Below are 19,303 nucleotides of genomic sequence, written 5' to 3'. Positions count from 1 at the left end.
CCCTTTCTATTGACGTACCCGCTAACTATAGACAACCAGGACTGTTTGCGCCTGTTTACGCCTGATGTGCTTCCCGCGCCATTCCGACGTGTGGAATACCGTCTTCGTCATAGATATCCGTTACCGGAACAAAGCCAAAGCGCGCATAGAACGATTGCAGATGCGCCTGCGCGCCCAGATATAACGCCTTGTGTGGCCAGTGTTGCGCGCAGGATGCCAGCGTCTGGGCCATCAGCTGTTGCCCCAGTTTTTCACCGCGCAGCGCTTCGCTTACAATCACCCGACCAATCACCACCGGCTCCAGCTCGTCATCGCTTTTCAGAATCCTCGCATACGCCACCAGCTCATCGTTATGCCAGCCCAGAATATGGCGATTCTCTCCAACCAGGTCATCGCCATCCACATCCTGGTACGGACACTGTTGCTCAACTACAAACACCGCGCATCGCAACTGAAGTAGTGCGTACAGTTGTTGGGTACTCAGCTTTGCATGGTGGAGATCTTGCCAGTGAATCATTGTCTGCCCCTATGTTGTGATAACCTGAACACCCTGCCTTATTGATGGCGAAAAGTGTAACGCGAAGATGGAATTACTATTTTTAGGCACGTCAGCGGGAGTCCCCACTCGCTCACGCAATGTAACGGCAATTTTACTGAATCTGCAACACCCGACTCAGGCGGGGCTGTGGCTTTTTGATTGCGGTGAAGGGACGCAGCATCAGATGCTCACCACTCCTTTCAATCCAGGAAAACTCGATCGTATTTTTATCAGCCATCTGCACGGCGATCACCTGTTTGGTTTACCGGGACTACTGTGCAGTCGCTCAATGGCCGGCAATGTCCAGCCTCTGACGCTTTACGGGCCAAAAGGGTTGCGAGAGTTTACCGAAACCGCATTACGTCTGAGCGGCTCCTGGACCGATTATCCGATGGAAATTGTGGAAATCACCGCAGGTGAGATTGTCGATGACGGCCTGCGTAAAGTCACGGCGTACCCGCTGGCGCATCCGCTGGAGTGCTACGGTTTTCGCATTCAAGAGCATGACAAACCCGGTGCGCTTGACGCTAGCGCCCTGAAGGCGGCAGGTGTTAAAGCGGGCCCGTGGTTTCAGGATTTGAAAGCCGGGAAAACTATCGTGCTGGAGGATGGACGTACGATCCACGGCGCCGACTTCCTCGCCCCGGCCACCAGGGGAAAATCAGTCGCTATTTTCGGTGACACAGGACCCTGTGCGTCCGCCATTGAACTGGCTCGAGGTGTAGATGTCATGGTACACGAAACCACGCTGGATGCCTCAATGGAGGAGAAAGCGAACAGTCGCGGGCACAGCTCAACCCGACAAGCCGCACAGCTGGCGCTGGATGCCGGAGTGGGACGCCTGATCATGACCCACGTTAGCTCACGCTATGATGAAAAAGGCTGTCAGCGTTTGCTTGAAGAGTGCAAAGCGATTTTTCCAGACACGGAACTGGCACACGATTTCGCCATTTTCAGCGTTTAACGCTTTATTTTTCCGCCTCAGTGCCGATAACAGTGGAAAGGCTGGCTTTCACACTGAGGACAGGATGAACAATTTCCAGAAAGATATTGATGACAGGACAAACCTAACCCTGTCTAACCGTTTTGAACTGCTGCTATTTCGCCTCGGCAAATCTGTTGAAGAGCAGAAATCAGAGCTATTTGGCATCAACGTATTCAAGCTGCGTGAAATCGTGCCGATGCCGACCTTTACACGTCCGGCTGGTATGAAAGCCCCACTGCTGGGTATGGTTAATATTCGCGATCAGGTGATCCCGGTGATTGACCTGCCCGCCGTCGCGGGCTGTAAACCAGAGACCGGACTCAACATCCTGTTGATCACAGAATATGCCCGCAGCGTCCAGGCGTTTGCGGTGGAGTCAGTGGAAAACATTATGCGCCTGGACTGGCAACAGGTGCATACCGCCGAGAAAGCCGTCAATGGTCGCTATATCACCAGTATCGCTTGCCTGGACGACAACAAAGAGACCAACAACCTGGCGCTGGTGCTCGACGTTGAGCAGATCTTGTACGACATCGTACCGGCGAACCACGACCTGCGCGCAACCGATCTGAAAACCAATAAATTCAACATCACGCCGGGTGCGGTGGCGATTGTGGCAGATGATTCAAAAGTGGCCCGCGCAATGCTGGAAAAAGGGCTTAACGCCATGGAAATCCCGCATCTGATGCATGTAACGGGCCAGGATGCGTGGGAAAAAATACAGCAGCTTTCCGCAGAAGCACTGGCGGAGGGCAAGCCTATTAGCGAGAAGATCGCCCTGGTACTCACCGATCTCGAAATGCCGGAGATGGACGGTTTTACGCTTACCCGCAAAATAAAAACCGACGAACGCCTGAAGAAGATCCCGGTCGTTATCCACTCTTCGCTTTCCGGTAGTGCGAACGAAGATCATGTTCGCCGAGTAAAAGCGGATGGCTACGTGGCCAAATTCGAAGTCAATGAGCTTTCTTCAGTGATCCAGGAAGTGATGGATCGCACAGCAAAAGGCATTAGCGGTCCGCTGGTGAGCCGTCAGCTATTGAACTGACCGTATTTCACGCATAAAAAAACCCGCCGAGGCGGGTTTTTTCGTTACTGCATGTAGCCTTACATCAGCGGAGTCGCTAACTGCACAATGCTGATCAGCGGTTGCGGGTAAATACCCAGCACCAGTACCAGCAGGGCAGAAATCAGCACCACGATACCGCCCGCGCTGTACTGCCAGTTGGATGGCGCATCGCGGTTCAGCTGTTGCGGTGCGCTCAGGTACAGGCTCACGGCAACACGCAGATAGTAGTACAAACCAATCGCCGAACCGACCACCACAGCGGCAACCAGCCACCACAGGTTAGCCTGCACACCGACTGCCAGTACGTAGAACTTACCGATAAAGCCCAGCGTCATCGGGATACCGGCCAGAGACAGCATCATTACCGTCATCACTGCCGCGAGGATCGGACGATGCCAGAACAGACCACGGTAGGAGAACAGAGAGTCCGCATCCGGGCCGCGGTTCGGGCTGGACATCAGGCTGACCACACCGAACGCGCCGAGGCTGCTGAACAGGTAACCGGCCAGGTAAACGCCAACCGCTTCCATCGACATCTCGCCGCTCTGCAGAGCAATCAGCGCCACCAGCAGGTAGCCGAGATGAGAGATAGAAGAGTAACCGAGCAGACGTTTAATATTGGTCTGGCTCAGCGCCATCAGGTTACCGAAGATGATGGAAGCAAAGGCAATCACGCCCAGTACGATACGTACCGCTTCGCTATCCCCTACCGGTGCGTACAGGAACAGACGCATCACCACGCCGAAGATAGCGATTTTGCTCGCCGTCGCCAGGAAGGTGGAAACCGGAGCCGGAGCGCCCTGGTAAACGTCTGGCGTCCACAGGTGGAACGGAACCAGCGAAAGTTTAAAGCCGAGGCCAACAATCATCAGACCGAAGCCCGCCAGCAGCAGCGGTTCGTGCAGCATGCCGTCGCCGAGGCTCTTACCGAGCGCAACAAACGACAGATTGCCAGACTGCGCGTACACCAGCGCCATACCGAACAGCAGGAAGGAAGACGCTGCGGCAGACAGAATGGTGTATTTGATACTGGCTTCCAGCGAACGTTTCTGACGGAACGCATAGCCAACCAGACCAAACAGCGGCAGAGAGATCAGCTCAATACCAAGGAACAGCGCCGCCAGATGGTTAGCATTAGCCAGCAGAATACCGCCGAGTGCGGCAATCAGCACCAACAGGTAGAACTCTTCCCGGTTGTCATCGTAGCCTTCCAGCCACGGGTAAGCAAAGGTACAGGTGGCAAGACTCGCCAGCAGCACCAGTCCGGTGTAGAGCATGGCGAAACCGTCAACCCGCATCAGCGGGGTGACGTCCATGGCGCCAGCCTGGCCAACAAACCAGAGCGAAACCAGCGCGGCGTTAAGCCCAATGACCGATAACGTGGCATTGAGGAAGTGATTGCGTCGCCACGCAATGGAGAGCATCACAACCACCACCGTCAAGCCGACGATCAGCAGCGGTAGCAGCGCAATCAGGTGTTGTGGAGTTATTGTCATGGCGATTTACGGCCTTGTAGTAGTAACGGAATTAACAAACCACTGCTGGATGTTGCTCATCGCAGAATGCGAGGTATCCAGAATCGGCTGCGGATAAAAGCCAAGCAGTACCAGAAGCACGACCAGCAACAGGATGATAAACAACTCACGCAGCGACATCCCTGGCAGTTCAACACTGGCAATCTGGCTCTTCGCTTTACCGAAGTAAGCGCGATGCAACATCGCCAGCGAGTAAACAGAGGCAAACACCAGACCAAAGGTCGAGATCACGGTAATGACCGGAACCACCTGGTAGCTGCCGAACAGAATCATAAATTCGCCAACGAAGTTACCTGTACCCGGCATACCCAGCGTACACACGGCGAAGAACATTGACAGCGCAGGCAACCATTTCATTTTGCCCCACAGGCCGCCCATCATACGCATATCACGCGTGTGCAGACGTTCGTACAGCTGACCACACAGAATGAACAGACCGGCTGCGGACAGACCGTGCGCGATCATCTGAATAACCGCACCCTGGTAAGCCAGCTGGCTGCCGGTGTAGATAGCAATCAGTACGAAGCCCATGTGCGATACGGAGGTGTAAGCAATCAGGCGTTTGATATCGTACTGATTAAAGGCCATCCACGCGCCGTAGAAGATACCGATAACACCCAGCCACATTGCGATAGGTGCAAACTCCGCCGACGCGTTCGGGAACAGCGGCAGAGAGAAGCGCAGTAGACCGTAAGCCGCGGTTTTCAGCAAGATCCCCGCCAGGTCAACGGAACCTGCGGTCGGCGCCTGGGAGTGCGCATCCGGCAACCAGCCGTGCAGCGGAACCACCGGCATTTTCACCGCGAAGGCGATGAAGAAGCCCAGCATCAGCAGATATTCCACACCGTGGGACATCGGGGTATTCAGCAACTCTTCATAGTTGAAGGTCCACACACCGGTCGCTTTATAGTGCACAAACACCAGCGCCAGGATGGCAATCAACATCACCAGACCACTCGCCTGGGTATAAATGAAGAACTTGGTCGCCGCCGTGATACGCGTTTTACCGTCAGAGGCTTTATGCCCCCACAACGCGATCAGGAAGTACATCGGCACCAGCATCATTTCCCAGAAGAAGAAGAACAGGAACATGTCGATGGCAAGGAACACACCAATCACGCCGCCTAAGATCCACATCAGGTTCAGATGGAAGAAGCCCTGGTATTTTTCGATTTCATTCCAGGAGCAAAGTACCGCCAGAACACCGAGCAGACCGGTCAGCACTACCATCAGCAGCGACAGACCGTCGATAGCCAGATGAATAGAGATGCCAAAACGTGGGATCCACGGCAGGACAAACTCAGACTGCCACTGCGGAATGCCAGCGGATTGCGTCAGTGAATAGCCGCCCTGCAACCACAGTTGCAGGCCAAGCGCCAGCGTCAATCCCATGGTAATCAGCGCGATCCAGCGCGGCACCTTCACGCCAAAGCGTTCGGTCTGCCAGCACAGGAAGCCACCGATAAAGGGAATTAATATTAGCCAGGGTAGTAACATGGCGATCTTTATTCCTTGTTAAAGTCCCATCAGGACCTGATTTTCAACGAATTCTCAAACAGAAAATTCACTTCGGATTGCGGCTTTTTTTGCCCGGTGGCGCGAACGCTTACCGGGCCTACAGATTCCCGTAGGTCGGATAAGCGCGAGCGCCATCCGACATCAACCCCACAATCCTCAAACTCAACGCAGTACCATCAACAGTGCCAGCACAACGACGGCGCCGATGCTCATTGATGCGACATACCAGCGCAGATAACCGTTCTCGCTCAACAACAGGCCTTTACCTGCAAAGCGGGAAAGGATCGCCGGAATGTTCATCATTGAGTTGAGCGGATCGCGTTTCAGCAACCAGGCAACACCCAGGAACGGCTTGACGAACACTTTGTCATACAGCCAGTCGAAGCCCCAGGCGTTATACCACCAGGTACCCAGCAGGCGGCCCGGCGCACTGTTGGCAATCGATGTCACAAGCTGGCGTTTACCCAGCCACAGCCATGCTGCGATCAGGATGCCCGCAATCGCTACGATACCGGAGGTAATTTCCAGCGTCATGACGCGACCATGCTCAAGCTCGGTCGTCGCAGGCAGTACACCCTGCAGCGGCGGCACAATCAGCGCGCCAACGAAGGTGGACAGGATCATCAGCACAATCAGCGGCAGATGATGGGTAATCCCCTTCCCTGCATGAGCGTGAATTTGTTCTTTACCGTGGAACACGATGAAAATCATACGGAAGGTATACAGAGAGGTCATGAACGCACCGACCAGACCTGCGACCATCAGATTAATATGACCATTCGCCATTGCACCAGCCAAAATCTCATCCTTACTGAAGAAGCCAGCGGTAATCAGCGGCAGAGCCGACAGCGCCGCGCCACCGATCAGGAAGCAGAGATACACCAGCGGAATTGACTTACGCAGTCCGCCCATCTTGAAGATGTTCTGTTCGTGGTGGCAAGCCAGGATAACCGAGCCGGATGCCAGGAACAGCAGCGCTTTAAAGAAGGCGTGCGTCATCAGGTGGAAAATCGCCGCATCCCACGCCTGTACACCGAGAGCCAGGAACATATAACCAATCTGGCTCATGGTGGAGTACGCAAGAACGCGTTTGATGTCGGTCTGTACCAGCGCAGCAAAACCCGCCAGCACCAGAGTGATGGCACCGATAATCCCCACCAGGTGCAGGATTTCTGGGGTCATCAGGAACAGGCCGTGCGTACGTGCAATCAGGTAGACACCGGCAGTAACCATCGTCGCAGCGTGGATAAGCGCAGAGACAGGCGTCGGGCCGGCCATCGCATCAGCAAGCCATGTTTGCAACGGCAACTGCGCAGATTTACCGACCGCACCGCCCAGCAGCATCAGGGTTGCCCACATCAGCATGTTGTTACCATCTGCAAAGTGCGCAGGCGCCAGTTCCACCATTTCGCGGAAGTTCAGCGTGCCCAGCTCGTTGTAGAGGATGAACAGCGCGAACGCCAGGAATACGTCACCAACACGGGTTACCACGAAGGCTTTCATTGCCGCAGCGCCATTCTTCGGATCGGTATAGTAGAAACCAATCAGCAGATAGGAGCACAGGCCCACGCCTTCCCAGCCGAGGTACATCAGCAGCAGGTTATCCGCCAGCACCAGAACCACCATGCTGGCGATAAACAGGTTGGTGTAGGCGAAGAAACGAGAATAGCCCTCTTCTCCGCGCATATACCAGGAGGCGAACATGTGGATCAGGAAACCGACACCGGTCACCACGGAGAGCATGGTCAGCGACAGGCCATCCAGCACCAGGTTAAAACCGATGTTGAAGTCGCCGACTGACATCCAGGTCCACAGCGGCTGGCTGTAAGCCTGCTGGCCATTGGCAAAGAAATCAACGCCAACAAACGCAGTCACCAGCGCGGCCAGACCGATCGACCCGACACCCACGGTAGCGGACAGATTTTCTGACCAACGACCACGGGAAAACGCCAGTAATACAAAGCCAATAAATGGCAGAATAATGGTTAAGGCAAGCATGTTCATCCACGCATCTCACTTACTGAATCGATGTTCAGGTTCTGGCGACGGCGATGAAGTTGCAGCAACAGCGCAAGTCCAATGCTCGCTTCCGCAGCCGCAAGGCTGATGGCGAGAATGTACATCACCTGACCATCGGTCTGGCCCCAGTAGCTTCCGGCGACCACAAAGGCCAGCGCGGAGGCGTTAATCATGATTTCCAGCCCGATCAGCATAAACAGCAGATTGCGGCGGATAACCAGACCAGTCAAACCCAGGACGAATAAAATCGCAGCGAGGATCAGTCCATGTTGTAAGGGGATCATGCGTGCTCCTCCGTTTTTCTTTTCGCGCGGTCATCAGTGCGATTGCTCAGCACTTCACCTGAACGCTCTTCGCGCCCCACGTGGAAGGCCACAACCAAGCCCGCCAGCAGCAGCATCGAAGCCAGTTCGACCGCCAGTACATACGGTCCGAACAGGGAAATACCGACTGCTTTCGCGCTAATTGGCGTCCCGTCGATGCCCTGATCGTTTACGCCCAGAATCGCGTAAACAATGACCACCAGCATGATGGCCGACAGAATCGCCGGACCAATCCACACCTGAGGTTTCAGCCACTGGCGTTCCTGTTCAATTTCAGAACCACCGAGGTTTAGCATCATTACCACGAATACGAACAGCACCATGATAGCGCCCGCGTAGACGATAATTTCCAGTGCACCGGCGAAGTAAGCGCCTAACGAGAAGAACACCCCGGAAATCGCCAGCAGCGAAATAATCAGATACAGCAGTGCGTGTACCGGATTGGTGTGGGTGATCACCCGCAAGGTTGCGAGAATGGCTATCAGGCCACAGATATAAAAAGCGAACTCCATTGCCCCTCTCCTTACGGTAACAGGCTCTTGACGTCGATAGGCTTAGCTTCGTTCTCTGCTTCGCCCTTATCTTTGCCGTCGATTGCCATACCTGCCATCCGGTAGAAGTTATATTCCGGGTATTTGCCCGGACCGGAGATCAGCAGATCCTCTTTCTCGTAAACCAGGTCCTGGCGCTTGTACTCACCCAGCTCGAAATCTGGAGTCAGCTGAATAGCCGTTGTCGGACAGGCTTCTTCGCACAGGCCGCAGAAAATGCAGCGTGAGAAGTTAATGCGGAAAAACTCCGGATACCAGCGGCCATCTTTGGTCTCTGCTTTTTGCAAAGAGATACAGCCTACCGGACACGCTACCGCGCACAGGTTACAGGCAACGCAGCGCTCTTCACCGTCTGGATCACGAGTCAGAACGATACGACCACGAAAACGGGGCGGTAGATAGACCGGCTCTTCCGGGTACATCTGCGTTTCGCGTTTCGCGAACGCATGCAGGCCGATCATCCAGATACTGCGTACCTGGGTGCCGAAACCTACGAACAATTCTTTTAAGGTCATGGTCTTTGTGTCCCTTATTGCGCCTGCCAGAGAATGACAGCCGCCGTTACCAGCAAGTTGACGAGCGTCAGCGGCAGACAGACTTTCCAGCCGAAGGACATTACCTGGTCATAACGAGGACGTGGTAACGACGCACGAATCAAAATGAACATCATCATGAAGAACGCGGTTTTCAGCGCGAACCAGACGAATGGCGGTAAGAACGGGCCATGCCAGCCACCGAAGAACAGGGTAACCATCAGTGCAGAAATGGTGACGATACCGATGTATTCACCCACGAAGAACAGACCGAATTTCATACCGGAATATTCAATGTGGTAACCGTCGGCCAGTTCCTGCTCGGCTTCTGGCTGGTCAAACGGGTGACGGTGACACACCGCCACGCCCGCGATGGCAAAGGTGACAAAACCAAAGAACTGCGGAATAACGTTCCAGATATCAGCCTGGTTGTTGACGATGTCGGTCATGTTAAATGAACCGGCCTGCGCCACCACGCCCATTAGGGAAAGTCCGAGGAACACTTCGTAGCTCAGGGTCTGCGCAGACGCACGCATCGCACCGAGCAGGGAGTATTTGTTGTTACTGGACCAGCCGGCGAACAGCACCGCGTATACCGCGAGGCCCGCCATCATCAGGAAGAACAGGATCCCGATGTTCAGGTCAGCAACCACCCAGTTCGGACTCACTGGCACGATGGCGAAAGCCAGCAGCAGCGAGGTGAAGGCGATCATCGGTGCCAGGGTAAAGATGACGCGATCCGAGAATTTCGGGATCCAGTCTTCTTTAAAGAACATCTTGATCATGTCCGCAACCAGCTGGAGCGAACCGCCCCAGCCAACACGGTTCGGTCCGTAACGGTTCTGGAACAGACCCAGCAGACGACGTTCGCCAAAGCTCATGAATGCCCCGCAGGTGACCACCACCAGCAGGATCACCACAGCTTTGAGAATGCTCAGCAGGATCTCAATCAGATCGGGTGTAATCCAACTCATTGTTGTGCCTCCTGCAGATCCTCAAGACGCGCACCTGCCAGAACCGGCGCGATGCCAGGCATGCCCATCGGTAAACCAACCTGCCCTGCCGTTAATCCTTCAGCGATTTCAACCGGCAGCGTAACCGTGTTGCCATCGTAGCTGAAAGAAACGCGCGTACCGGCATTAACACCCAACTTCGCGGCATCAGCCGGGTTGAGTTTGATGTACGGCTGCGGCATACGGGTCTGGAAGACCGGCGCACGCTGGGACATTTCGTCACTGCCAAACAGGTGATAGTAAGGCGCGATACGCCACTGACCATCCTGAGCCTGGAAGCTCGCCGGAACGGTAGTGAAGTAATCCATACCATCCGCAGAAGCTTCGATCAGGCGCACGCCCGGATCGCCATGACGCAGTTTACCGCCCACTTCATCCTGGAACTTGTTCCACGCCTGTGGGGAGTTCCAGCCCGGAGCCCAGGCAAACGGAATTTGTGAACGCGGTGCAGACGGCTGGTTGTTCCCTTCCATAGAGAAAGCGAACATAGTGTCTTTGTCCTGCGGTTGACGCGGTTCGTGTACGCTGATGTTGGCGCGCATTGCGGTACGCCCACTGTAGCGGTGCGGTTCACGCGCCAGCTTCTGTCCACGGATACGGAAGCTTGCGTCCGGCGCGGCATCTTTAATGCCCGCCAGCTGCGGCAACTTCTCAACAACCGCGTCGATAACGTGGTCGAGCTGCGTCCAGTCCACTTCACGGCTCTGCACGGTGCTGTGCAGCGAGTGCAGCCAGCGCCAGCTTTCCAGCATTACGGTGTTGCTGTCGTAGTAGGATGGGTCATAAACCTGGAAGAAACGCTGGGCGCGGCCTTCGTTGTTAATCACCGTACCATCGCTTTCGGCGAAGCTTGCAGCGGAAAGCACCAGATGGGCGTTTTCCATAATTGCCGTACGCTGATGGTCAACGACCAGTACCAGCGGCGCTTTCGCCAGCGCGGCATCAACGCGAGCGGCTGAAGCATGGCGATGCAGGTCATTTTCCAGCACCACAACAGCGTCAGCGCGGCCTGTTTCCAGCTCGGTCAGCGCATCGTCAAGGGAACCACCGCCAATCATGCCGAGGCCCATGCTGTTAACCGAGCGAGCAATCATAGTGATGCCGACGTCTGCGCCACGGCCTTTCAGCGCCTTCGCCACGTTGGCAGCCGCCTGAATCACTTCGGCGCTACCGGCGTTGGTGCCGGAAATAATCAGTGGTTTCTTCGCCCCGGCTAGTGCCTGAACGATAACGTCAATTTTGTTCTGCAGGTCACGGTCGATACCGTCAACCGCCGGCGCGTTGTTATCCAGCGCGTGGGCGATAGCGAAACCTAAACGCGCCTGATCTTCAACCGGTGCGCGATAGGTCCAAGCGGCGATATCGTCCAGACGGGTGTTATCGACGTTGGTAACGAATAGCGGATGCTTAGCACGCTGGCCGATATTAAGGATTGCTGCGATCTGCCAGTCAGCCACTTTCTGTGCCGCCGCCATTTCACGCGCTTTACCTTTCACCGCCTGACGCACCGCCAGCGCAACGCGTGCGCCGGTCTGGGTGACATCTTCGCCCAGCACCAGAACCGCATCATAAGATTCGATTTCGCGCAGAGCCGGAGTATGAATCCCGCCGTCACGAAGTACGCTCAGCGCCAGTTGCAGACGATCCAGTTCGCCCTGAGCGATACCGGTATAGAAGTTATCCGCACCGACCAGTTCACGCAGCGCGAAGTTACTTTCAACGCTGGCGCGCGGGGAGCCGATACCAATCACTTTCTTCGACTGACGCAGAATATCTGCCGCGCCCTGCATCGCCTGCTCGGCGTTCAGCGTGATCAGGTCATCGCCACGACGCTGTACCGGCTGACGCGGACGGTCTTTCAGGTTCACGTAACCATAGCCGAAACGACCACGGTCGCAGAGGAAGTAGTGGTTAACGGTACCGTTATAACGGTTTTCGATACGACGCAGTTCACCGTAGCGCTCGCCCGGGCTGGTGTTACAGCCGATGGAACACTGCTGGCAGATGCTCGGCGCAAACTGCATGTCCCATTTACGGTTATAACGCTCGGAGTGCGTTTTATCGGTGAAGACGCCGGTTGGACAAATTTCGACCAGGTTGCCAGAGAATTCGCTTTCGAGCGTACCGTCTTCCGGACGACCGAAGTAGACGTTGTCATGTGCGCCATACACGCCCAGATCCGCACCATCGGCGTAATCTTTGTAGTAACGTACACAGCGATAGCAGGCGATGCAGCGGTTCATTTCGTGAGAGATGAACGGCCCCAGGTCCTGGTTACGGTGAGTACGCTTCGTGAAGCGGTATCGACGGAAGCTGTGACCGGTCATGACGGTCATATCCTGCAGGTGGCAGTTGCCGCCCTCTTCACAGACCGGACAGTCGTGCGGGTGGTTAGTCATCAACCACTCCACGACGCTTTCGCGGAACTGCTTCGCTTCTTCGTCATCAATAGAAATAAAGGTGCCTTCGGTGGCCGGTGTCATACAAGACATCACCAGGCGACCACGCGTGTCTTCCGCGTTCTGATATTGCTTCACCGCACACTGGCGGCAAGCACCGACGCTTCCCAGCGCCGGGTGCCAGCAAAAGTACGGAATATCAAGGCCAAGAGACAGACAAGCTTCCAGCAGGTTGTCCGCTCCGTTGACCTCATATTCTTTGCCGTCTACATGAATCGTAGCCATAGTCAGCATGCTTCCAGTTGGCTCGGTCGTAACCGAGCGTTAATCGAATTTCTTATCGCGACACAGGGCTAACCCTGTGATCACCAGCGCTCTTTCAGCAGGTTCGGCTGAATACCACCAATAGCGTGGGTATTGCTGAAGGTCTGCTTGATGCCAGCTTCGAATTCTTCGCGGAAATATTTAATGGCGCTCTGCAGCGGTTCCACTGCACCCGGTGCGTGTGCACAGAAGGTTTTACCCGGGCCGAGGAAACGACACAGTTGCTCAAGTGTCTCGATATCCCCAGGCTGGCCTTCGCCACGCTCAAGCGCGCGCAGAATTTTCACACTCCACGGCAGACCATCACGGCACGGCGTACACCAGCCACAGGACTCGCGGGCAAAGAACTCTTCGAGGTTACGCACCAGAGGAACCATGCCAATCTCGTGATCGACAGCCATTGCCAGTGCGGTGCCCAGACGGCTACCTGCTTTACCAATGCTTTCGAATTCCATCGGCAGATCGAGGTGTGCTTCGGTCAGGAAGTCAGTCCCCGCGCCGCCAGGTTGCCAGGCTTTGAACTTCAGGCCATCGCGCATGCCGCCCGCGTAATCTTCGAGGATCTCACGCGCGGTAGTACCGAAAGGTAGTTCCCACAGGCCAGGGTTCTTCACACGACCGGAGAAGCCCATCAGCTTGGTGCCCGCGTCTTTGCTCTTCGAAATGTTCTGGTACCACTCCACGCCGTTCGCGAGGATAGCTGGTACGTTACACAGGGTTTCGACGTTGTTTACGCAGGTCGGCTTACCCCATGCGCCAGAGCTTGCCGGGAACGGCGGCTTGGAGCGTGGATTAGCACGGCGACCTTCGAGGGAGTTGATCAGCGCGGTTTCTTCACCGCAGATGTAACGCCCTGCCCCAGTGTGGACAAACAGTTCGAAGTCGAAACCGGTGCCCATAATGTTTTTGCCTAGCAGACCGGCTTCGGTCGCTTCGGCGATAGCGCGACGCAGATGCACGGCTGCTTCGATATATTCACCGCGCAGGAAGATGTAACCACGGTACGCTTTCAGCGCAAACGCGGAAATCAGCATGCCTTCCACCAGCAGGTGCGGCAGCTGTTCCATCAGCAGACGGTCTTTATAGGTGCCCGGCTCCATTTCATCGGCGTTACACAGCAGGTAACGGATGTTCATGGATTCGTCTTTCGGCATCAGACTCCACTTCAGACCGGTGGAAAAGCCCGCGCCGCCGCGCCCTTTCAGGCCAGCGTCTTTTACCTGATTAACGATTTCGTCCGGTGACAGCCCGGTCAGGGCCTTACGCGCACCTTCGTAGCCGTTCTTGCTACGGTATTCGTCCAGCCAGACCGGCTGTTTGTCATCACGCAGACGCCAGGTCAGCGGATGGGTTTCGGGAGTACGGATAATGTCTTTCATTTATACCGCTCCAGCAGTTCGGGAATGCCTTCCGGGGTCAGATGAGCGTGAGTATCCTCATCGATCATCATGTTTGGCCCTTTGTCGCAGTTCCCCAGGCAACAGGTCGGCAGCAGCGTAAAGCGACCATCAAAAGTCGTCTGCCCCGGCTTGATGTTGAGTTTTTTCTCAAGCGCGGCCTGGATCCCCTGGTAGCCGTTGATATGGCACACCACGCTGTCGCAATAGCGGATCACGTGGCGACCTACCGGCTGGCGGAAGATCTGGCTATAAAACGTAGCAACACCTTCTACGTCGCTTGCCGGAATACCCAGCACATCAGCGATCGCATAGATCGCCCCATCCGGCACCCAGCCACGCTGTTTCTGAACGATTTTCAGCGCTTCAATGGACGCCGCACGCGGGTCTTCGTAGTGGTGCTTCTCGTGCTCAATCGCTTCACGCTCAGCCGCACTCAGCTCAAAAGCCTCGGTTTGTGGTTGTTGATTCTCGTGCATAATTAGCGGTCCACATCTGACATAACAAAATCGATACTACCCAGATGGACGATCAGGTCGGACACCAGGCTGCCACGTACCGCTACCGGGATCTGCTGCAGGTGCGCATAGCTCGGGGTACGGATACGGGTACGGTAACTCATGGTGCTGCCATCGCTGGTCAGGTAGTAACTGTTGATACCCTTGGTCGCTTCCACCATCTGGAAGGACTCGTTTGCCGGCATAACCGGACCCCACGAAACCTGCAGGAAGTGGGTGATAAGGGTTTCGATATGTTGCAGCGTGCGCTCTTTCGGTGGCGGCGTCGTCAGCGGGTGATCCGCTTTGAACGGGCCTTCCGGCATGTTATTGAGGCACTGCTCAAGGATGCGCAGACTCTGGCGCAGCTCTTCAACTTTTAGCATCACGCGGGTATAGCAGTCGGACACACCGCCGCCAACCGGGACTTCAAAGTCAAAGTTTTCATAGCCAGAGTACGGACGCGCTTTACGCACGTCGAAATCAATACCGGTCGCACGCAGCGCAGCACCGGTACAACCCCAGTCCAGCGCTTCTTTCTTACCGTAAGCGGCAACACCCTGCGAACGGCCTTTCAGGATGGTGTTACGCAGCGCGGCTTTCTCGTAAGAATCCAGACGTTTTGGCATCCAGTCGAGGAAATCACGCAGCAGTTTGTCCCAACCGCGCGGCAGATCGTGTGCCACACCGCCGATACGGAACCAGGCCGGGTGCATACGGAAACCGGTGATCGCTTCCACGACGTCGTAGATTTTCTGACGGTCGGTAAAGGCGAAGAATACCGGGGTCATCGCGCCGACGTCCTGAATGAACGTGGAGATGTACAGCAGATGACTGTTGATACGGAACAGTTCAGATAGCATGACGCGAATCACGTTGACGCGATCCGGCGTGGTGATGCCTGCCAGTTTCTCAACCGCCAGTACGTAAGGCATTTCGTTAACGCAGCCGCCGAGGTACTCGATACGGTCGGTGTACGGAATGTAGCTGTGCCAGGACTGACGTTCGCCCATCTTTTCAGCGCCACGGTGGTGGTAGCCGATGTCAGGTACGCAGTCGACGATTTCTTCGCCATCAAGCTGCAGCACAATACGGAACGCACCGTGGGAAGACGGGTGGTTAGGACCGAGGTTGAGGAACATGAAGTCCTCATTTTCGGTGCTACGCTTCATGCCCCAATCTTCAGGTTTGAAGGTCAGCGCTTCCATTTCCAGATCCTGTTTGGCTTTAGTCAGCTCAAACGGGTCGAATTCAGTCGCACGCGCCGGGTAGTCTTTACGCAGCGGATGGCCTTCCCAGGTATGCGGCATCAGCAGACGCGTCAGGTGCGGGTGACCTTCGATGTCGATGCCAAACATTTCCCAGGTTTCACGCTCATACCAGTTGGCGTTCGGGAAAAGTTTGGTGAAAGTCGGTACGCGCAGATCGTTTTCAGACAAAGCCACCTTGAGCATGATATCGCGATTGCGTTCAATGGAGATCAGGTGATAGAAAACGGAAAAATCCGCGGCGGGTAACCCTTCGCGGTGCGTACGCAGACGTTCGTCCATGCCGTGTAAGTCAAACAGCATGACGTAAGGTTTCGGCAGTCTCTTTAAGAAATCGCCAACTTCCAGTAATTGTTCACGCTTGACCCAAACAACGGGTACCCCGGTGCGAGTCGCCTGAACGGTAAAGGCATCCGGCCCAAAACGGTTGCGCAGTTCGCCAATGACCGGGTCATCAAGGTGATCCCGTGTTTGCCATGCGGCGTCTTGCGCGGTTAAGTCGGTCATATTGTTCACCATTGCAAATGGTCCGTGGTGGTCGGCAGTGCTTCGCGCTATTTATGTAGTGATAAGCGAAGGAAGTGCTGCTGCCGACAGGCGCAAATTAAATCTCGTCTGGTGTACGAAGATTCGTTACAGCAATACGTTCGCCGCGTTTACGCTCGCGTTCTGACTGCATATTGGCGCGATAAACGCCCTGATCGCCAACCACCCAGGAGAGCGGACGGCGTTCTTTGCCAATGGAATCTTGCAGCAGCATCAGAGCCTGCATATACGCTTCTGGGCGCGGCGGACATCCCGGGATGTACACATCGACCGGAATAAATTTATCAACGCCCTGCACTACAGAATAGATGTCGTACATCCCGCCGGAGTTGGCGCATGCGCCCATGGAAATAACCCATTTCGGTTCCAGCATCTGATCGTAGAGGCGCTGAATAACTGGCGCCATTTTGGTAAAGCAGGTTCCGGCTACGACCATCAGGTCAGCCTGACGCGGCGATGCACGCAGTACTTCCGCACCAAAACGGGCCACATCGTGCACGGCGGTAAACGAGGTCACCATCTCAACGTAGCAGCAGGAAAGGCCAAAGTTATATGGCCAAATTGAGTTTTTACGGCCCCAGTTAACCATGTCATGCAGTTTGCCCATGAACACGTTTTTGTTAACTTCTTGTTCCAGGGGGTCGGTTACGATCTCCTGTTTTTGCAGGGGGTAACGGTCGTTCTCACCGTTAGGATCTATGCGGGTGAGCGTATAATCCATCTTAATGCCTCGCGGTTAGCGTTGACGATTAGCGATACTGTTCGTTTCCGGGTTCATACGCTCGCGGCGTGAACGCGCGGGCGTCCAGTCCAGCGCGCCAATACGCACCAGATAAACCAGACCTGCCAGTAACACAAAAATAAAAATTGCAGCTTCCACAAAGCCAATCCAACCGCTTTCACGGATAGAAGTTGACCATGCGAACAGATACAGCGCTTCAACGTCGAAGATAACGAAGAACATGGCTACCAGATAAAACTTGGCAGACAGGCGCAGGCGGGCGGTGCCGACCGAGTCGATACCTGATTCAAACGGCACGTTTTTAGATCTCGCGCGTGCGCGACCCCCTAAAAACCAGCCGCCGACGAGCATCAGGCAACACAGGCCAATGGCAACGATAAGAAAGATAGCGAATGCCCAGTGATGAGCGATGATTTCAGTGGATGTTGACATACTCATTGCTTACTCATCAAAAGTAGCGCCAAATTCTCTGCTCTTTTCGGCAGATGAACGCCACATCGATTCATGGGGAGGAATAAAAAAAACCTTACAATCACTGTGAAAAATCATTTTATACAGCTAATTGATGGGGTTTTTTACTCCTTTCTATAACCTTTTGTCAACTTTAACAAAAGTTTCCTCACATTATTTTACACTACTCCAACTTCATTAACATAAAGTGCTCTTTAGACCCATTTCGATTGCATCATCGGTCATTTTTAATGTTGTTGAATCGTGTCCGTAGTGAAGTAAAAAAGATAATACACGTCTATTTTGACAGGAATTCACCCAGATGCCTCCCCCTAAATGGGAGTATTTTCTTGATCTGTGACACGCTTTTGTTAATTCACCATAAAAAACAGCAACAATTTCTCTAGTTTTTTAACATGGAAACATTTAGCAACGCGGCTGATTATTTTTCACCCTATTGTCAGTCTGTTTTTTTACCTGCTGATTTTGTTAAGTTTTAGTATATGAATGAACAGAAAGCAGTAATATTTGCATAAAAAAAGAGCCGCTGGATGTTTTTTCATCATCAGTGGCCCTTTTTTACACTTACATTTTTAAACGTTTTTCTGTGACGCTTTACTCAAAGTCGCCTTCAACAATCAGCGAGTCATCTCCCCCTTCAGGGGTAAACTGATTGTATTGCCAAGGATTTTGATATGTCTGCATCGACTTAAAGATAGCCTGAGCTAATTCATTTTGCGTGGCCGGATCGCTGCACAACAGATACTCGGTATCAGGCAGAGGTGGCAATCCGTCCGACGCACCCAGTACGCGTAAATCCGGGCTCATCATTTCTACAGGACGCGCAGTAACGCCAAGCCCTGCTTTTACCGCCGCGCGGACCGCAGGCAATGTTGAAGCGACATAAGCCAGACGCCACGGGATCTGTGCGGCATTCAACGTCGCCAGCACGATATCGCGAAACGGGCTGGGATCGTCCAGCAGAACTAACGGCACCGGTTCGCCTTTTTGCAGGATATATTCGGCTGCGCAATACCAGTATGTCGGTGAAGTTCGCAAATTCAGGCATTCAAAATCGTCAGGGCGATTCGTGGTTACCACTAAATCCACTTCTTGCGACTTAAGCATCTCCACCATGTAAGCATTGCGTTTCACTCTTACATCAAGGGCAAGTTTCGGATAAACCGAACTAATGCGGTTAAGCAGAAATGGGAGTATGGTGTCGGCGGATTCATCAGAAGCACCGATAGTTAACACCCCCTGAAGATTGTTAAACATCAATGATGAGCATGCCTCATCATTAAATCGCAGTATTTTCCTGGCGTAACCCAACAGTTGGATACCATGTTCGGTCAGCAGTTTGTTGCGTCCATGACGCGCGAACAACTCTTTCCCCACAAGTTGCTCAAGGCGCTGCATTTGCTGACTTACCGCAGACTGAGTTCGACATACTGCAGCTGCCGCAGCCGCGAAGGTATTTAGGTCGGCAACAGCAACAAAGGTTCTCAGCAGATCGAGGTCGAGGTTAATTATCGGACGATTTGCATTTATCATAGTTTTTCACTTACTCGCGGGTCATACCGGGTTAATGCTGTG

17 protein-coding genes are annotated in these 19,303 nt (G+C 54.3%); 2 read left to right on the top strand and 15 right to left on the bottom strand.

Annotated elements, in window-relative coordinates; all coding sequences use genetic code 11:
* Window positions 1–55 precede the first annotated feature (55 nt).
* Window positions 56–517, bottom strand: a complete 462-nt coding sequence (locus OGX67_RS11955; protein WP_003027684.1) for a GNAT family N-acetyltransferase — start codon at window positions 515–517, stop codon at window positions 56–58.
* Between the two features lie 67 nt (window positions 518–584).
* Here OGX67_RS11955 and rbn point away from each other — a divergent pair, with 67 nt between their 5' ends.
* Together rbn and OGX67_RS11945 are read left to right on the top strand one after the other, a co-directional pair.
* On the top strand, window positions 585–1,502 hold the full coding sequence (gene rbn / locus OGX67_RS11950) for a ribonuclease BN (protein ID WP_003845091.1): 918 nt from the start codon (window positions 585–587) through the stop codon (window positions 1,500–1,502).
* A 64-nt stretch (window positions 1,503–1,566) separates the two neighbouring features.
* Window positions 1,567–2,571, top strand: a complete 1,005-nt coding sequence (locus OGX67_RS11945) for a chemotaxis protein (RefSeq protein ID WP_003839364.1) — start codon at window positions 1,567–1,569, stop codon at window positions 2,569–2,571.
* A gap of 59 nt (window positions 2,572–2,630) precedes the next feature.
* On the opposite strand, the gene nuoN is transcribed toward OGX67_RS11945, so the two are convergent.
* The 14 genes from nuoN to lrhA form a co-directional block, all read right to left on the bottom strand.
* Complete coding sequence (gene nuoN, locus OGX67_RS11940; protein WP_286526528.1) at window positions 2,631–4,088, bottom strand: NADH-quinone oxidoreductase subunit NuoN; 1,458 nt, start codon at window positions 4,086–4,088, stop codon at window positions 2,631–2,633.
* Window positions 4,089–4,094: 6 nt separating this feature from the next.
* On the bottom strand, window positions 4,095–5,624 hold the full coding sequence (nuoM, locus tag OGX67_RS11935) for an NADH-quinone oxidoreductase subunit M (protein ID WP_003027692.1): 1,530 nt from the start codon (window positions 5,622–5,624) through the stop codon (window positions 4,095–4,097).
* 183 nt (window positions 5,625–5,807) lie between these two features.
* Window positions 5,808–7,649 (bottom strand): NADH-quinone oxidoreductase subunit L, encoded by a 1,842-nt coding sequence (gene nuoL, locus OGX67_RS11930; protein ID WP_003027695.1) that lies wholly within the window; start codon window positions 7,647–7,649, stop codon window positions 5,808–5,810.
* Window positions 7,646–7,948 (bottom strand): NADH-quinone oxidoreductase subunit NuoK, encoded by a 303-nt coding sequence (gene nuoK, locus OGX67_RS11925; RefSeq protein WP_000612644.1) that lies wholly within the window; start codon window positions 7,946–7,948, stop codon window positions 7,646–7,648. The genes nuoL and nuoK overlap by 4 nt, the downstream gene beginning before the upstream one ends.
* Window positions 7,945–8,499, bottom strand: a complete 555-nt coding sequence (gene nuoJ / locus OGX67_RS11920) for an NADH-quinone oxidoreductase subunit J (protein ID WP_003028059.1) — start codon at window positions 8,497–8,499, stop codon at window positions 7,945–7,947. Before nuoJ ends, nuoK begins: the two co-directional genes overlap by 4 nt.
* A gap of 11 nt (window positions 8,500–8,510) precedes the next feature.
* Window positions 8,511–9,053, bottom strand: coding sequence for an NADH-quinone oxidoreductase subunit NuoI (gene nuoI / locus OGX67_RS11915; RefSeq protein ID WP_003028062.1), 543 nt, complete (start codon window positions 9,051–9,053; stop codon window positions 8,511–8,513).
* A gap of 14 nt (window positions 9,054–9,067) precedes the next feature.
* On the bottom strand, window positions 9,068–10,045 hold the full coding sequence (gene nuoH / locus OGX67_RS11910; RefSeq protein ID WP_003028063.1) for an NADH-quinone oxidoreductase subunit NuoH: 978 nt from the start codon (window positions 10,043–10,045) through the stop codon (window positions 9,068–9,070).
* Window positions 10,042–12,768: an NADH-quinone oxidoreductase subunit NuoG gene (gene nuoG, locus OGX67_RS11905; RefSeq protein ID WP_003839358.1), complete on the bottom strand. Its 2,727-nt coding sequence runs from the start codon at window positions 12,766–12,768 to the stop codon at window positions 10,042–10,044. Before nuoG ends, nuoH begins: the two co-directional genes overlap by 4 nt.
* A gap of 80 nt (window positions 12,769–12,848) precedes the next feature.
* The gene (gene nuoF, locus OGX67_RS11900) at window positions 12,849–14,186 is read right to left on the bottom strand and encodes an NADH-quinone oxidoreductase subunit NuoF (RefSeq protein ID WP_003839356.1); all 1,338 of its coding nucleotides are present in this window, start codon (window positions 14,184–14,186) and stop codon (window positions 12,849–12,851) included.
* Window positions 14,183–14,683, bottom strand: a complete 501-nt coding sequence (nuoE, locus tag OGX67_RS11895; RefSeq protein ID WP_003028069.1) for an NADH-quinone oxidoreductase subunit NuoE — start codon at window positions 14,681–14,683, stop codon at window positions 14,183–14,185. Before nuoE ends, nuoF begins: the two co-directional genes overlap by 4 nt.
* Window positions 14,684–14,685: 2 nt before the next feature.
* Window positions 14,686–16,488, bottom strand: coding sequence for an NADH-quinone oxidoreductase subunit C/D (gene nuoC, locus OGX67_RS11890; protein ID WP_003028072.1), 1,803 nt, complete (start codon window positions 16,486–16,488; stop codon window positions 14,686–14,688).
* A gap of 85 nt (window positions 16,489–16,573) precedes the next feature.
* Entirely contained in the window at window positions 16,574–17,236 is a 663-nt protein-coding gene (nuoB, locus tag OGX67_RS11885) for an NADH-quinone oxidoreductase subunit NuoB (RefSeq protein ID WP_003028075.1), read from the bottom strand.
* Window positions 17,237–17,251: 15 nt separating this feature from the next.
* A complete protein-coding gene (nuoA, locus tag OGX67_RS11880; RefSeq protein ID WP_003028077.1) occupies window positions 17,252–17,695 on the bottom strand; it encodes an NADH-quinone oxidoreductase subunit NuoA in 444 nt (147 codons plus the stop codon).
* 627 nt (window positions 17,696–18,322) lie between these two features.
* Entirely contained in the window at window positions 18,323–19,261 is a 939-nt protein-coding gene (gene lrhA / locus OGX67_RS11875) for a transcriptional regulator LrhA (RefSeq protein WP_286526526.1), read from the bottom strand.
* Between the last annotated feature and the right edge of the window lie 42 nt (window positions 19,262–19,303).

Origin of the sequence: Citrobacter sp. Cf118 (genome assembly GCF_030334095.1) — a bacterium.
GTDB classification, from domain to species: Bacteria; Pseudomonadota; Gammaproteobacteria; order Enterobacterales; family Enterobacteriaceae; genus Citrobacter; species Citrobacter freundii.
This window is presented reverse-complemented; position numbering and strand designations above follow the sequence as displayed.